Below are 14,484 nucleotides of genomic sequence, written 5' to 3' on the forward strand. Positions count from 1 at the left end.
AGATTACGAAAAGAGCCTTAGCAAAAGGAGTATTTTTATGAAGGTTATTTGCTCTACCTTGAATGCCAAGTATATTCATACAAACCTAGCAATCCGCTATTTGAAAGCCTATGCTTCGCCTGAGTATGACATACAAATTAAAGAATACACAATAAAAGACCCAATTATGAACATTGTCTCAGACCTTTATCAACAAAAACCGTCTGTAATTGGTTTCAGCTGTTACATTTGGAATATTGAAGAAACGCTTAAAGTTGTCAATATGATTAAAAAAATAGATCCTTCTATTACAATCGTCTTAGGGGGTCCTGAAGTTACTTACGATACAATTCATTGGATGGAAAACTATCCAGAGATTGATTTTATTGTAATTGGTGAAGGTGAACAAACGTTTAAACAGCTGCTAACTGAATTAGAGACGAGTCATAATTTATTGAATGTCCATGGTGTTGCTTACCGTGAAAATGGTCACGTAAAGTGCACACCACAACGAAATAAACTTGATTTGAAGGAACTGCCATCACCATACCGATTCACTGAGGATATTCCCCATTTGGGCAAGAGGGTTTCTTATATTGAGACAAGCCGCGGGTGTCCATTTAGCTGCCAATTCTGTTTGTCTTCCATTGAGGTTGGCGTCCGCTATTTTGACCGCGAAAAAATAAAAGAAGATATCCGTTATTTAATGACAAATGGTGCAAAGACGATTAAATTTGTTGACCGTACCTTTAATATCAGCAGAAGCTATGCTATGGAAATGTTTCGATTCCTCATTGATGAACACCTCCCAGGGACGGTATTCCAGTTTGAAATTACTGCTGATATCATGCGCCCTGAGGTTATCGAATTTTTAAATCAAGAGGCACCTGAAGGCTTGTTTCGTTTTGAAATCGGTGTCCAGTCAACCAATGATTATACTAACGAACTTGTTATGCGGAAGCAGAATTTTGCAAAGCTGACCAGAACTGTTACCTTGGTAAAAGAAGGCGGAAAAATTGATCAACATCTTGACTTAATTGCCGGGCTTCCGGAAGAAGACTATGCCTCTTTCCGCAAAACCTTTAACGATGTTTTCGAAATGAGACCGGAAGAATTGCAATTAGGGTTTTTAAAAATGCTGCGGGGCACAGGGGTCCGTCTTCGTGCTGATGAGCATCAATATGTATATATGGATCATTCACCGTATGAAATCCTAAGCAATAATGTTCTTTCCTTTGATGATATAGTAAGGATTAAACAAGTAGAAGATGTCCTCGAGAAGTATTGGAATGACCACCGTATGGATCACACGGTTGAATATTTGGTAACACAGGTGTTCCCTTCTCCATTTGATTTCTTTCAAGAATTCGGATCCTACTGGGACCAGAAAGGCTGGTCAAGAATTGGCCATCAGCTTGAAGATTTATTCCGCCGCCTCTATTCCTTTTTGGAGCATAAATCGATAGAAAATTTAAATGTGGCAGCTGGTCTGATGAAGTATGATTACCTAAAACATCATAAGTACAAGCCGAGAAAACCGTGGTGGGAGGCTAGCTTTAATAAAAATGAGAGGACACAAGTGTATAAACAAATCGCTGAAAATCCTTCTTTATTGGGAGAAGCTTTTATTAAGCTGGAACTTAATGAAAAGGAATTATATAAGCATACAATGCTTGAAGAGCTTTCTTTTGATTTATCAAGTTATTTAGCAACAAGTGAGATAAAAAACGTTCCTTCCTATTTATTGGCCTATTTCGATCCAACCAATAATCGAACACTTATATTTCCCTATAGATGAATGAAAAAAGCCGGGAATTCCCGGCTTATTTTTCTTTCCTTGCCCCTTTTTGCTTAAATATCTTTTTTATTTCATATAGCTTAACCCCATTAACATCGCCAATTTCCATACTGAAATCCTCTGTCGGAATACGCGGGGGGATTTTTCGACGCCCTGCCATTTTAGCTTCTTCCTTTTTTTCCTAGTTTTGAATTTCGGTTTTGAAATCGGATAGCATTGTTATTATCAGTAAACTCCGCTGAGAATTCACTTTCCTGGACATTTTTGTGCGGGGTTTTCGTATATTTTTCCACTGCATCAAATTCCGCTTTACGCTTCGCCATTGTGTAACTCCTCCTAATCAGTAATGGTACATATTTAGTTTTTTCATTTATGAATTAATCATTCGTTTCCTTTTTTTTCATTCATAAAATTATCCTGTTGAAAGAAAATAAGAAAAAATGGAGTGGTGAAAAAATGACAAAAGAAAAAGACGAAAATGTAACTATTAACGAAACTATGCCCCACCAAATTAACGCCCCCAGTTTTGAAGGTACTGGTATTAAAATGGAGGCCCCTTTCACTAATGAACATGGCGTAGTCATCGGAGACAGCCTTTATGCGTCTGAAAACTCGCCATTGGAAAACTGGTCAAAAGAAACCGATCCTGCCATTATGTCAGGGGACCAGTGGGTTCATCCCACCAATGATATTGGCTGGAATACTGCAGAAAACCGTGAGCTTCTCGAAAGCAAAAGAAAGCCAAAAGGCTATCCATTTATGCATCCTTCCAAAGATGTCAGCCATGGAAGCGACTAAATGTAAGAAACTCTGGGAGTATGCCTCCCAGAGTTTTTTATTTGCATGATATAATTAATAGGATAGTTTTTTGAGGGGGGCAATTCATGTTATTACCTGAACTCGCTGAGAAAATTGTAAAAGAAGTGAGAAAGTTAATTGGCGAGGATATTATCGTCGTGAATACTGAAGGGTATATCATTGCAAGCACAGACCTTGAACGAGTAGGAACCTTTCATGAAGGGGCGCTTAATGCTTCTCAAAATAAGAGAAAGTTGATTATAACAACAGAAGATCAAACCAAACTTATCGGCGTAAAAGCAGGTATTAACTTCCCGATTTTTTTCCAAAATGACGTAATTGGTGTAATCGGTATTACGGGAGACCCAGCAAAAGTAACGCCTTTTGGAGAAATCATCCGAAAAATGACCGAGCTTTTAATCAGTGAAAATTATTATGCAGAGCAATTTGATTGGCATTCCCGTGCTCTGGAATCTTTTATCATGGATTGGGTCCAAGCCAAAGAGTGGAATGATGCTTTTATGAATCGAGCGAAACTGCTTAACATCGATATGGAAATAATAAGATCTGCAGTGATCATTGAATTTTCTGGACTTACCTCTCCTATAACCCGGGAAGCATGGTCTTCGATTTTTAAAAGGTTTCAGACAAATGATCGGGAAGTTGTCGCCCGATCAGGAAATAATCGAATCATTCTGTTAATTAATTGCACAACCGGTACCTCCAGAGAAAGGATAGAAAAGCGCTTAAAACAATTTTTTCATTTCCTATTAGATCGTTTTAACATTCATGCGATTGCTGGTGTCGGCCAGCCAGCGAACCCGAAAGAAATCAGGGTCTCCTACTCTCAAGCTGAAAGATGTTTAAAAATCGTTAAATCACCCAGCAGTATTTCATTTGATGAGGACCTAACTCTGGAGATGCTCTTAGAAGAAATCAGTCAAAAAACAAAAGCGGATTTTATAAAGCGGACGCTTGGACCTTTGACTCAGGAAAATGAACTTATGGCAACCATTAAGGAATTATTTAACCAAAATCATTCATTAAAAAATACAGCAAAAAATTTACATATCCACATCAATACTCTCCATTACCGTTTGAAGAAAGCGGAGGAGTTATCCGGATTAAATTCAAATAATATCCATGATTTATTAACCATGTATCTTGCAACCCTCCTTTTAGATGAACAAACAAAAATTAATTATTAAAATGATATTTTTTTAGATGTTTATCCATAGCAGGCAAATGCCTGTTTTTTTATACTTATATTAGTTAACTTTGTAAGCGTGTTCACTAAAAAGGAGGAACATTATGCTTTCGAGTATTGTAAAAGAAAAAATAATCTCTATTGTAACCAGTGAAAACTTTGATGATAGCAAGGTGGAAAGACTTTCCTACTCTTATGATTCAACCCCAAACTTTCAATCCCTTCCCGATGCGATAGTTAGCCCAAGAAATAGTCAAGAGGTAGCTGAAATCGTAAAAATCTGTAATGAGTATAAAACCCCCATTGTCCCGCGAGGATCAGGTACTAACCTTTGTGGAGGTACATGCCCAACAGAAGGTGGAATCGTAATTCTTTTTAAGCATCTAAACAATATTTTAGAAATTGATGAAGATAACTTAACTGTAACGGTTCAACCAGGAGTTATTACCCTTGATATGACAAATGCTGTTGAAGCAAAAGGTCTTTTTTTTCCACCAGACCCAGGGTCCATGAAGATTTCCACGATTGGCGGCAATATCAACGAGAACTCAGGCGGGCTCCGTGGACTTAAATATGGCGTTACACGGGATTATGTTATTGGACTGGAAGTTGTTGTTCCTAACGGTGATATTATTCGCACAGGAGGAAAACTGGCTAAGGATGTAGCAGGTTATGACCTTACTCGTCTCATGGTTGGATCTGAAGGAACTCTTGGGATTATTACAGAAGCGACGTTAAAGCTTATCCCTATGCCTGAAACTAAAAAAACCATGCTGGCCTTATATCAGGATCTTGAAGCAGCAGCCAAATCCGTTTCGAAAATTATCGCTAATAAAATTATTCCGACAACACTTGAGTTTCTGGATCAGCCCACCTTAAAGGTAGTCGAAGCATTTGGGCAGATCGGACTGCCGACAGATGTGCAAGCTGTTTTATTAATTGAACAGGATGGCCCTCCTGAAGTAGTAAACCGAGATTTAGAAAGAATGGCTGAGATTTGTAAACTTGAAAAAGCAATCTCTGTTCAAGTAGCGGCAACTGAAGTAGAAGCAGAAGCGTTACGAACGGCTCGACGTACTGCCCTATCCGCTTTAGCCCGATTAAAACCGACAACGATTCTTGAGGATGCAACTGTTCCAAGGTCAGAATTAGCGAAAATGGTAAATGCCATAAATGAAATTGCCAAAAAATATCAGCTCGATATATGTACGTTTGGACATGCTGGTGATGGAAATCTCCATCCAACCTGCCCAACAGATTCCCGCAATCATGAGGAAATGGAAAGAGTAGAAATGGCTTTTGCTGAAATATTTGAAAAGGCTATCGAATTTGGCGGCACCATTACAGGTGAACATGGTGTTGGTGTCATGAAAGCGCCATACCTTGAATTAAAACTTGGTAAGGAAGGAATTGCTGTCATGAAAGCAATCAAACAAGCATTGGATCCTAATAATATTATGAATCCTGGCAAGGTTTTTGCAAAAGAAAGCAGGAAGCGCGTGGTGGTTGGGAAATGACAACAGTGAAAGAAAAAGAAATCCTTCAAGAAAAATTCAAGGAACAAATGAATGAAGATGAGTTACTAAATTGTATGCGGTGTGGATTTTGCTTACCTTCATGCCCGACCTATATAGAATCAGGCTATAAAGAATCTCACTCACCAAGGGGAAGAATTGCCTTAATGAAGGCCGTTGCGGATGGATTGATTGAACCGGATGAGGACTTTGAACGCTCACTCGAACTCTGCCTCGGCTGTAGAGCCTGCGAACCAGTTTGTCCTTCCGGTGTAAAATATGGTCATCTTTTAGAGGATGCACGGGATATCATCAATCAAAACAAAAAATTTTCCATGCCAGCTAGAATAGTCCGAAAAACGGTATTTGAAGGCTTGTTCCCTCATCCAAATCGAATGAAAAATTTAACTGGCTTAATTGGATTTTATCAACGCTCCGGTATTCAAACGATTGCAAGAAAAATTGGCTTTTTAGGATTATTGCCGGAAAATTTAGTAACAATGGAAAAAGTGCTTCCGAAAGTGCCGACGATGAAGGAAATGAAAAATCGTCCAGACTACCTGCCCTCAATCGGAACACAAAAGCATCGCGTGGCATTCTTTAGCGGCTGCTTAATGGATACAATGTTTATGAAAACAAATGATGCTACATGCAAATTATTACAAATAGCGGGATGCGAAATTGTCATCCCTCCAAATCAAACCTGCTGTGGTGCCCTTCATGGACATAGCGGTGAAAAACAATCCGCAAAGGACCTAGCCAAAAGAAATATTCAAGCATTCGAAGAATTGAATATTGACTTTATTATTACAAATGCGGGCGGATGCGGTGCCTTCTTAATTGACTATGATCATTTATTAAAGGACGAACCTGAATGGAGTGCCCGCGCAAAATTATTCGTCAAAAAAATTCAAGACATATCGGAAATTTTAGTGTCGGTTGGTTTTCAACAAAAGGTAAAATTAGAACTTCCTAAGCAAATTATTACCTACCAAGATTCATGCCACCTGAGAAATGTCATGAAGACTGCTTCTGCCCCTAGAACACTGTTAAAGTCCATAATAGGGGTTGAATATGTGGAAATGAAAGATGCGGATCGCTGCTGTGGGTCTGCTGGAATTTATAATATAATCGAATCGGAAATGTCAATGAAGATGCTGGATAATAAAATGATACAAGCGAAAAATACTCAGGCCGCAACTATTGTCACTGCAAACCCTGGTTGTTTATTACAAATGAAGGTTGGAATCGAACGTGAAGGGCTCTCGGTTAAGATGAGAGGAATCCATATTGTTGACCTCTTACTAAAAGCAATAAATGATTAAAATAAACAAGTATTCCATATCCGAAAAACATTACCACTCATGAAAACAAGGAAGCAAATAAATAATATTGCTACAGAGATAAAAATCTCTGTAATAAAAAGGAGTTGAATGAGATGGCTAATAGCAGCAATAAATTATTAGTGCCTGGAATTGAGCAGTACTTGGATCAGGTCAAATATGAAATTGCACAGGAATTTGGAGTAAATTTAGGTTCAGATACAGTTTCAAGAGCCAATGGTTCTGTTGGCGGCGAAATTACAAAAAGACTTGTGCAACAAGCTCAAGCCCAATTATCAGGTAATTTAACAAACCAATAATTTCATACCATGGAAAAAAGTCCGGGTTTCACCCGGACTTTTATTTATTTGATCAAGCCCTTTAAATTTCCTTCAAGATTTACTTTTTGATCTTTTAAATTTACATGAAGATTACCATTTTGATCATCTAAATTTACATTAAGGTTTTCATTCTTTTTTTCATTATTTTTTATTTTATTTTTTTGAGACGGGTTTTCCTTTTGAACCGAGTTTTCCTTTTGAACTGATTGTTTTTTTGTCTGCCCGTAATTCTGCTTTATTCTTTCCTCTTCTATCTGTTTTAATTGCCCAGGAGGAATTGAGTTACCGCCAACACGATTATTTTTATTTTCTGTACCCCTATTATCAATAGTAGTGTTTTCGGTTTGTTTTTTCACTTGACCAGGCGGCTCTGTCTTTTCTGTTTTTTCTGACTGCGTTGGAGGGACAGATTTATTAATTTCTTTATTAATTTCTTTAATATTTACATTTGTTTTCGTTTTTTCTTTCACCTTATTGGACATGATTGACAGGTGTTTCCCTGCAGTCATTCCTTGTTTATGTGCTTTTTTCAGTTCTTCTTCTGATCCTGAAAGAGCGACAACCTTATATTGCTTGCTATTAACGGTTGATTTGATTTCCTTCATATTCTTTTTTAGATTTTCCTCTACATCTTTTTCCAGTTGATTGGTTCGGACTGTAGAGAGGGTAATTTCATCATTTTTATGCAAATATCCTTCATCTTTCATTTCGGCTAGAATTGCTTTAGTCAAGTCAGAAACGTTTTGCTTTTTCCACTTATCCAGCTGCGAAATAACCTTTTTTCCTTCTTTATTATATCCAGTTAATCCAACAACCTGCATTTTTTTATTGACAGCAATCTCAATACTCGGATTTACATCTATAGACATATAAGCATAGGCTTTATTATTTTGATAAATTGGGATAATTGTACCGCCAAGGATAATAAACACCATTGCCGCAGTCCATACAAATTTTTGTCTTAAAAAATTTTTTACTCCATGAAATGATGAATTAGTTCTACTACTTTCAATGGGAAAAAAATGTATTTCCTCCCCGATTGAATATGTCTGTTCTTGCTTTCGGGCACGCAAAAATTCACCTTCAGAGGTTAAAAGTGTTAGAAATCCGTTATCAATTTTCATTACAATTCCCTTTTTCATTCCTCAAGCACCCCCTTTAAATAATCTTTTAAATAAACATAATCACTCGATAAAATCAGAGCAATCGCAATAATGTATTTTCGATTTCGTTCAATGGTCTTTCTGCTGACATTCACCAACTTCTCTAGCTGCTTAATAGGAAGGCGTTTTTTTTCAAATAACAAATCCTTCATTTCCTGATTCTCAATCAGCATTTTTGCAGCATAAATGGCGTTTTTCCTCGCATCGGCATGCTTTGGAGAATTCTCGACCAAATCGCTGAAATTTAAATCAAAAGTCGTTAATAAGGTTTGAAATTGTATAATTTCATCTTTCCTGAGTTGTTCATCATTTTTTTTATAAAAATCATCAAGAGACAGTTCATTTACAATCGCAGTACCAGGTGACTCTTCTTCATTTGATGCATTAGTTAAGTCAATACTAATATGTTGGTTTTTAGTTTGTTTTCGGATATAATCAATGACTCTTCTTTTGATTATGACTTCTGAAAAGCTTAATAGCGAGCTTCCACGGTCGGGTGAATATTTTTCAATCGCTTCATTAAATGCGATAAGACCAATACTAAATTCATCATCGGATTCATATATATATCGTCTGCATACGGAAGATACTGTTTTTGCAATAAAAGGTTTATAAGCATCTATTACTTCATTAATTAAAGATTTATCACCTTGTTGAATTAAGGTGACCGTTTCTTCTAACGTTCTTTTTTTCTTTTTAGTCATAAACAATAAACTTAGCATTTGCTCACCTCTATTCGACCAATTATAACATATGAATGTTACTTTGGACTTTATGTGGGCAAAGCATTTTCCAAAAAAGATAGACCCTATGAAAGGCTATCATTTTCTGTTTATTATTTAATAAAAATTTGCGATCGCTATTTTCATTAAATAGTTACGTTACATACGAGGGTGTTTCTGGGGGTTATCGGAAATTTTTTTCCCAATAAAAAAACATCAAACCAATACATGATTTGATGCTTTTTATTGCTTATAGAATTTAACAGATAACAAAAATTTTATTAAGAAGCCAATTAGCAGCCCTGGGATTAAAAATAACATGGGTAAAAAAACGGGTCCAGGGTGCACATTAAATATTGAAATCTTTGGGGATAACATCAATCCGACAGTAACAAAATAGGCACCGAAAACAAACGGTAAATAGGAGTGTTTCTCATTTTCAGGCATGGCCGAACGATAGCCATCCCAAAGGGAAAACATATAAACACATGGGTAAAACATGAGCCATTGATAATTGGTGATCGACTCAGCTTTTTCTATTTCGCCTAAGAAACTGTACATAATGGCTTGATTAAAATGGCTATTCACATTCATGATAAATTCTAACGCAACAAACAATATTCCTTTAATATACTGTCCCATTAACAGTTGGCTAAATCCTGGGAAAGCAATATTCCATAACACTGTTTCCAATTTATTCATCTTTTTCATGGTACGTTCCCGCTTCTTCTAGGCATTATTTAAAATTCCTAACACTTTAATTTAGCTTATCCAGTCTAATGCTAAAATAACGGTTAACCATTGAAATTTCCCAAGTTTAACTTTTCTTTAAGATACTTAAATAACTTTTGGCAAATTGCAGCCAATTTCGTTTGGCTTTAAAGTAACTTTTAAAAAGAGTGAGAAACATTGGGTACTTGTCTTCATAGGGGTACCAATGAATTTCAGTCTTCTTCCGTCCACGATCCTCAACAATTGATTTTTCATGGCAAAAGATTCTCAGTCCAGCATCTCCATGATATCTGCCTATGCCGCTTTGCTTTGTACCTCCAAACGGGAGACCATGATTGGCAACTGAAATGATGGCATCATTAATTACCACTGCCCCTGAAATAAGCTTCGAGGCAACTCTGCGTGCTTTTTGAATATCTCTCGTCCAAACGCTTGCATTTAATCCGTAAACTGTATCGTTTGAAAGCCTTATTGCCTCTTCTTCTGTTTCAAAAGGAATTATAGGGAGAATAGGTCCAAACGACTCTTCTTGAATAATTTTCATCTGGTGATTGACGTTTGTTAATACCGTCAATGGCAAAAACATCCCATTTTTCCATTCCTCAGGAGGGACTCCAGTTTCCAGGACAGCCCCATTGCCCAGGGCATCCTCCAGGTGATCCTTTACAATTTGAACTTGTGCTGGAAAAGTCATTGAGCCTACATCTGCATTGCGCTCCGTTCCTTGGCGAAGTACTGAAATTTCCTTTTTCAATAAAGAAATGAATTTCGAATACACTTCTTTTTCTACATATAGTCTTTCTGCACTCATACAAACTTGACCGCTATTGGTAAAAGCAGCCCATGCAGCCCCTTTTGCTGCTCTCTCCAAATGAGCGTCCTTAAACACTATCATCGGATCCTTGCCGCCAAGTTCAAGAGTCGTTGGAATCAATTCCTTTGCGGCAGCTTCCTGAATGATTTTACCCGTTCTGACAGATCCCGTAAAAAAGATATAATCCGGCCTGCCTTTTGTAAATGCCGCCCCGACCTCTTTTCCCCCATGAGCTACTTGGACGACTCCCTCTGGAAATCCTGCTTTACGAAATAAATCCTCAATGCATTTCCCCACCAGCGGAGTAACTTCTGATGGTTTTAATATCACTGCATTCCCTGATGCAAGTGCACTAATCATGGGTACCATCGCAAGCTGTAAAGGATAATTCCATGGTGAAATCACGAGTACGATTCCTCGTGGCATATATTCAATATAGGACCTTTTGCCAATTAATAATATCGGAGTTGTGACTTTCTTTCGATTTAAGATATTTTCTGCATGCTTGCAAATATGATCAATGCTATCCAAAGTTGGCATGATATCTGCAATAAGAGCTTCCGTTACAACCTTACCCGTGTCAGCGGCAATAATGTCTGCCACTACTTCCATCTCTTCAACCATTATTTCTTTCAGTTTTTTTAAATACTTTAGCCGTTCCCCTATTTGCAGCTTACTCCAAGCTAAGAAAGCAGTCCGCCCTTTATGATACATAAAGCCTACTTGACTTGCAGGAGTTTCCTCAATCTCTCCTATTTGCTCACCTGTTGCAGGGGCAATAACTTTTAGTTTTTCATGAACCGCATCCATGATCATTCCCCCTTTTTATAAGATATTTATATGATAGCTTGGGTTATCTTTTTGCCTTAAATAAAAGCTTGCCATTGGTTTAATTCCTTCTCTAAAATCGGGGCAAATAATTCCGGAATCCTTTAAATCATTTTGTGCTTGGGTGTTATCAAAATTGCCCATCCAACTAAAATAATCTAAAGCTTCTTTTTCTACACCAAGATATTTCCTTAATGGTTTAATAGATAGAAACCATTTACCAAGAGTTAAAGGGATCGATCCTTTTGGCTGTTTATTCAGAAGCTCTTGCATAATAATTTCATATAACTCTGATGCACGATAAGGTCGAGGATCCGTTAAATGATATGTTTTACCCGCAGCCTTTTCTAATAAGCTGAGATACGCAGTTGCTTGTATAATATAGTCGACAGGGACAAGATTGACAAATGCTTCACCTTTTCCTAAGCGAGGTATAATAGGTAAAAATTTTAACCGCTCTAAAAAGTTCATGATAAAATAAGGCCCGTCAAATTTAATTGTCTCCCCCGTATGAGAATGACCTTTGACAATACCCGGGCGGATAATTGTGACTGGTACATCTTTTTTCATTCCTTCTACCAATACTTCAGCTTCAAATTTCGTTTCTTCATAATGATTTTTAAAGTGTGCAGGCCTGATTAGTTCCGTTTCATAAAGAGTACCCTCTCGTACTCCAACGACAAAGGCAGTACTAAAATAGGTATATCTTTCTACATTAGGAAGCCCCCTTACCCATTCATTTACATTTGCTGTCCCGTAAACATTTACTTTATAAGCAATATCTCGTGGAACTGCCAGGTCATAAATAGCAGCTAAATGGAACACATGGGTTATTTTTTCATTTAAATTTACCAGTTCTTCAGGATTATTCAACAATTCAGGTCTTGTAATGTCTCCCTCAATTATTGTCAAAGAAGTATCTGGAAGTCCAAGTTCTGATAGAATCGTTTTTCGTTCAGTTTCTGCTTTATTGGCCATACCAGGCAGCACTAGTGCGAAAACCTGCCCCTGTAATTTGTTTTTCTTCCATACTTCCCTAATAAGTTGATTACAAATGAAGCCTGGAAAACCAGTGAAAAAATACCCTTTTTCCAATTTAACTCCCCCTAGAAATTATCGATAATTGTATTTATTGTAAATTCTTCCAAAAAGCTTCGTCTATAGGTAATTAGTCTGAATTTTCATAATATTCAACAGAATAAAAACGGCGGGATATTTCCCGCCATTGTCATTTATTCATGTTGATCCATTGGATTATAAAGCTTAACATTGGGATTTTTTTCTTGGAACCATCTGAGGGCGAAATCGTTTTCGAATAAAAACACATAATGATCGTAACGGTCCTTTACTAGCAGGCTTCGCGAACTAGAAAGGTTTTCATCTACTTCATTATTTTCCACCCAACGAGCAATCTTAGAACCAATACGCTCCATTAAAACCTCTGCATTATATTCATTTCTCATCCTATGTTCAAATACTTCAAACTGAAGCTGGCCAACTGCCCCTAATAAATACTCCTCCATCCTTACGGATTTAAACAGCTGAATAGCACCTTCTTGAACGAGCTGCTGTATACCTTTATAGAAGGATTTTTGCTTCATGACGTTCTTAGCAGAAACCTTCACGTATAATTCCGGAGTAAACTGAGGCAATCTTTCATATTGAAAATCGTCTTTACCAGTGGTAAGAGTATCACCAATCTGGTAAGTACCGGTGTCATAAAGACCGATAATATCGCCGCTGACAGCTTCGTCTACCGTATTTCGTTCTTCTGCCATAAACGAAGTGGATTGGGAAAGCTTTAATTGTTTACCTAATCTTGGAATATTAACCGTCATCCCGCGTTCAAATTTTCCTGAACAAACGCGAATAAATGCAATTCGGTCACGATGGGCAGGATTCATATTGGCTTGAATTTTAAAAACAAAGCCAGAAAACTGTTCTCCCAATGGATCGATTTCACCAGCAGATGAATTTCTAGCCTTCGGAGGTGGAGCAAACTTCAGGTAGGACTCCAGGAAGGTCTGAACTCCAAAATTCGTTAACGCACTTCCAAAGAAAACAGGTGTTAACGTACCTGCTGCGACTTTATCCGCCGAAAAGTCATTCCCTGCTTCATTCAAGAGCATAATCTCATCTAATGTTTGATCATAAAGACCAGAGCTCTTTATTGGATGATCGCCTTCAATTTCTCCCTCATCATTTAAAGGGATAAATCGTTCTTCTTCACTTACCCGAAATTGCTCAACACGATTATTAAAACGGTCATAAATACCGAGGAATTCTTTCCCCATGCCAATTGGCCAGTTCATGGGATAGGACTCTATTCCGAGAACCTCTTCAAGTTCTGCCAGCAATTCAAGCGGTGCTTTCCCTTGCCGGTCTAATTTATTCATAAATGTAAAAATCGGTATGCCGCGCATCCGGCACACTTTAAAAAGCTTGAGTGTTTGTTCCTCAATCCCTTTTGCTGAGTCGACAATCATTACCGCACTATCAACAGCCATTAAAGTTCTGTACGTATCTTCACTGAAATCTTGGTGTCCTGGTGTATCCAAAATATTAACGCGGAATCCGTTATAATCAAATTGCATCACACTGGAGGTGACAGAAATTCCCCGCTGCTTTTCAATTTCCATCCAGTCACTTGTTGCAAATTTTCCTGTTTTCTTCGCCTTTACAGTCCCAGCATCACGAATCGCTCCGCCAAATAATAATAATTTTTCCGTTAGAGTTGTTTTTCCGGCATCTGGGTGGGAGATAATCGCAAATGTCCGGCGTGACAATACTTCTTGTTTAAAATTGTTACCCATCTTGTCTTCCTCTCTTTTGACAATGAAAATTTTTGTCCATAACTTCAATCTTATCAGAGAAATCGTTACCTTTGCAATATTTCAATTTAGTACATGAAGTATTTCTTTAATCGAGTAACCGAAAAGACTATAATGTAATTATGTTCTTTTAATTAGATAAAAATAGCTTAGGAGGCATTATGGATATCACGAAGATTGACCAGCCAACCTTAGATTTAATGACAAAGGCTTTTGCAATTGTCCTTGAGCAAAATAAGGTGTCTTATAAAAAAATTGGGATTGTTGAAGAAGGCGATCAGCTATTATTTTTGTATGAAGGAAAAGACGAAAAAGTTCATGTTTTCAAATGGAGCAAAGCATCCAGTGTCGGCGTTAGTATCGGAGTACTTGCCCAAAGCGTTTTAATGCCGATACTCCCTCATCTCCGTTTATTATCATAACATCCATAACACA

The 14,484-nt window shown here is 37.5% G+C and carries 15 protein-coding genes; 7 read left to right on the forward strand and 8 right to left on the reverse strand.

Annotation, left to right across the window (positions count from 1 at the left end; translation table 11 throughout):
• The first annotated feature begins 37 nt into the window (after positions 1 to 37).
• A complete protein-coding gene (locus V7161_RS04945) occupies positions 38 to 1,777 on the forward strand; it encodes a B12-binding domain-containing radical SAM protein (RefSeq protein ID WP_335442804.1) in 1,740 nt (579 codons plus the stop codon).
• 25 nt (positions 1,778 to 1,802) lie between these two features.
• Here the strand turns inward: V7161_RS04945 and V7161_RS04950 are convergent, their stop codons facing one another.
• Positions 1,803 to 1,937: a hypothetical protein gene (locus tag V7161_RS04950; protein WP_263297902.1), complete on the reverse strand. Its 135-nt coding sequence runs from the start codon at positions 1,935 to 1,937 to the stop codon at positions 1,803 to 1,805.
• Position 1,938: 1 nt separating this feature from the next.
• Positions 1,939 to 2,100 carry a hypothetical protein gene (locus tag V7161_RS04955; RefSeq protein ID WP_166257651.1) on the reverse strand — a complete coding sequence of 54 codons (162 nt, stop codon included), beginning with the start codon at positions 2,098 to 2,100 and terminating at the stop codon, positions 1,939 to 1,941.
• A gap of 133 nt (positions 2,101 to 2,233) precedes the next feature.
• Between V7161_RS04955 and V7161_RS04960 the strand changes: the two genes are divergently transcribed.
• The 5 genes from V7161_RS04960 to V7161_RS04980 all read left to right on the forward strand — a co-directional run bounded on the left by V7161_RS04960 (position 2,234) and on the right by V7161_RS04980 (position 6,938).
• Positions 2,234 to 2,575 (forward strand): DUF3905 domain-containing protein, encoded by a 342-nt coding sequence (locus V7161_RS04960; protein ID WP_335442753.1) that lies wholly within the window; start codon positions 2,234 to 2,236, stop codon positions 2,573 to 2,575.
• Between the two features lie 86 nt (positions 2,576 to 2,661).
• Positions 2,662 to 3,783, forward strand: a complete 1,122-nt coding sequence (locus V7161_RS04965; protein WP_335442755.1) for a CdaR family transcriptional regulator — start codon at positions 2,662 to 2,664, stop codon at positions 3,781 to 3,783.
• A gap of 103 nt (positions 3,784 to 3,886) precedes the next feature.
• Complete coding sequence (glcD, locus tag V7161_RS04970; RefSeq protein WP_335442757.1) at positions 3,887 to 5,299, forward strand: glycolate oxidase subunit GlcD; 1,413 nt, start codon at positions 3,887 to 3,889, stop codon at positions 5,297 to 5,299.
• Positions 5,296 to 6,621, forward strand: coding sequence for a (Fe-S)-binding protein (locus V7161_RS04975; protein WP_335442759.1), 1,326 nt, complete (start codon positions 5,296 to 5,298; stop codon positions 6,619 to 6,621). Before glcD ends, V7161_RS04975 begins: the two co-directional genes overlap by 4 nt.
• Before the next feature lie 113 nt (positions 6,622 to 6,734).
• The gene (locus tag V7161_RS04980) at positions 6,735 to 6,938 is read left to right on the forward strand and encodes an alpha/beta-type small acid-soluble spore protein (RefSeq protein ID WP_289982580.1); all 204 of its coding nucleotides are present in this window, start codon (positions 6,735 to 6,737) and stop codon (positions 6,936 to 6,938) included.
• Positions 6,939 to 6,982: 44 nt separating this feature from the next.
• Here V7161_RS04980 and V7161_RS04985 read toward each other — a convergent pair whose 3' ends face one another.
• The 6 genes from V7161_RS04985 to V7161_RS05010 form a co-directional block, all read right to left on the reverse strand.
• Complete coding sequence (locus V7161_RS04985; RefSeq protein WP_335442761.1) at positions 6,983 to 8,101, reverse strand: anti-sigma factor domain-containing protein; 1,119 nt, start codon at positions 8,099 to 8,101, stop codon at positions 6,983 to 6,985.
• On the reverse strand, positions 8,098 to 8,844 hold the full coding sequence (gene sigI, locus V7161_RS04990) for an RNA polymerase sigma factor SigI (RefSeq protein WP_335442763.1): 747 nt from the start codon (positions 8,842 to 8,844) through the stop codon (positions 8,098 to 8,100). The genes V7161_RS04985 and sigI overlap by 4 nt, the downstream gene beginning before the upstream one ends.
• Positions 8,845 to 9,087: 243 nt before the next feature.
• Complete coding sequence (locus V7161_RS04995; protein ID WP_335442766.1) at positions 9,088 to 9,555, reverse strand: hypothetical protein; 468 nt, start codon at positions 9,553 to 9,555, stop codon at positions 9,088 to 9,090.
• Positions 9,556 to 9,661: 106 nt separating this feature from the next.
• The gene (locus tag V7161_RS05000) at positions 9,662 to 11,200 is read right to left on the reverse strand and encodes an aldehyde dehydrogenase family protein (protein WP_335442768.1); all 1,539 of its coding nucleotides are present in this window, start codon (positions 11,198 to 11,200) and stop codon (positions 9,662 to 9,664) included.
• A 15-nt stretch (positions 11,201 to 11,215) separates the two neighbouring features.
• Positions 11,216 to 12,313, reverse strand: a complete 1,098-nt coding sequence (locus tag V7161_RS05005) for an SDR family oxidoreductase (protein ID WP_335442769.1) — start codon at positions 12,311 to 12,313, stop codon at positions 11,216 to 11,218.
• Between the two features lie 137 nt (positions 12,314 to 12,450).
• Positions 12,451 to 14,031, reverse strand: a complete 1,581-nt coding sequence (locus V7161_RS05010; protein WP_223595090.1) for a peptide chain release factor 3 — start codon at positions 14,029 to 14,031, stop codon at positions 12,451 to 12,453.
• A gap of 179 nt (positions 14,032 to 14,210) precedes the next feature.
• On the opposite strand from V7161_RS05010, the gene V7161_RS05015 reads away from it, so the two are divergent.
• On the forward strand, positions 14,211 to 14,471 hold the full coding sequence (locus tag V7161_RS05015; protein WP_223595089.1) for a hypothetical protein: 261 nt from the start codon (positions 14,211 to 14,213) through the stop codon (positions 14,469 to 14,471).
• The last annotated feature ends 13 nt before the right edge of the window (positions 14,472 to 14,484 follow it).

This window comes from Neobacillus drentensis, assembly GCF_036965425.1.
Lineage (GTDB): Bacteria > Bacillota > Bacilli > Bacillales > Cytobacillaceae > Neobacillus > Neobacillus drentensis_F.

Coding starts and splice junctions, on each gene's coding strand:
- V7161_RS04965 (WP_335442755.1), top strand. CDS start 2,662: ATGTTATTACCTGAACTCGCTGAGAAAATTGTAAAAGAAGTGAGAAAG.
- V7161_RS04945 (WP_335442804.1), top strand. CDS start 38: ATGAAGGTTATTTGCTCTACCTTGAATGCCAAGTATATTCATACAAAC.
- V7161_RS04980 (WP_289982580.1), top strand. CDS start 6,735: ATGGCTAATAGCAGCAATAAATTATTAGTGCCTGGAATTGAGCAGTAC.
- V7161_RS04950 (WP_263297902.1), bottom strand. CDS start 1,937: ATGGCAGGGCGTCGAAAAATCCCCCCGCGTATTCCGACAGAGGATTTC.
- V7161_RS05000 (WP_335442768.1), bottom strand. CDS start 11,200: ATGGATGCGGTTCATGAAAAACTAAAAGTTATTGCCCCTGCAACAGGT.
- V7161_RS05015 (WP_223595089.1), top strand. CDS start 14,211: ATGGATATCACGAAGATTGACCAGCCAACCTTAGATTTAATGACAAAG.
- V7161_RS04985 (WP_335442761.1), bottom strand. CDS start 8,101: ATGAAAAAGGGAATTGTAATGAAAATTGATAACGGATTTCTAACACTT.
- glcD (WP_335442757.1), top strand. CDS start 3,887: ATGCTTTCGAGTATTGTAAAAGAAAAAATAATCTCTATTGTAACCAGT.
- V7161_RS04975 (WP_335442759.1), top strand. CDS start 5,296: ATGACAACAGTGAAAGAAAAAGAAATCCTTCAAGAAAAATTCAAGGAA.
- V7161_RS04960 (WP_335442753.1), top strand. CDS start 2,234: ATGACAAAAGAAAAAGACGAAAATGTAACTATTAACGAAACTATGCCC.
- sigI (WP_335442763.1), bottom strand. CDS start 8,844: ATGCTAAGTTTATTGTTTATGACTAAAAAGAAAAAAAGAACGTTAGAA.
- V7161_RS04995 (WP_335442766.1), bottom strand. CDS start 9,555: ATGAAAAAGATGAATAAATTGGAAACAGTGTTATGGAATATTGCTTTC.
- V7161_RS05010 (WP_223595090.1), bottom strand. CDS start 14,031: ATGGGTAACAATTTTAAACAAGAAGTATTGTCACGCCGGACATTTGCG.
- V7161_RS04955 (WP_166257651.1), bottom strand. CDS start 2,100: ATGGCGAAGCGTAAAGCGGAATTTGATGCAGTGGAAAAATATACGAAA.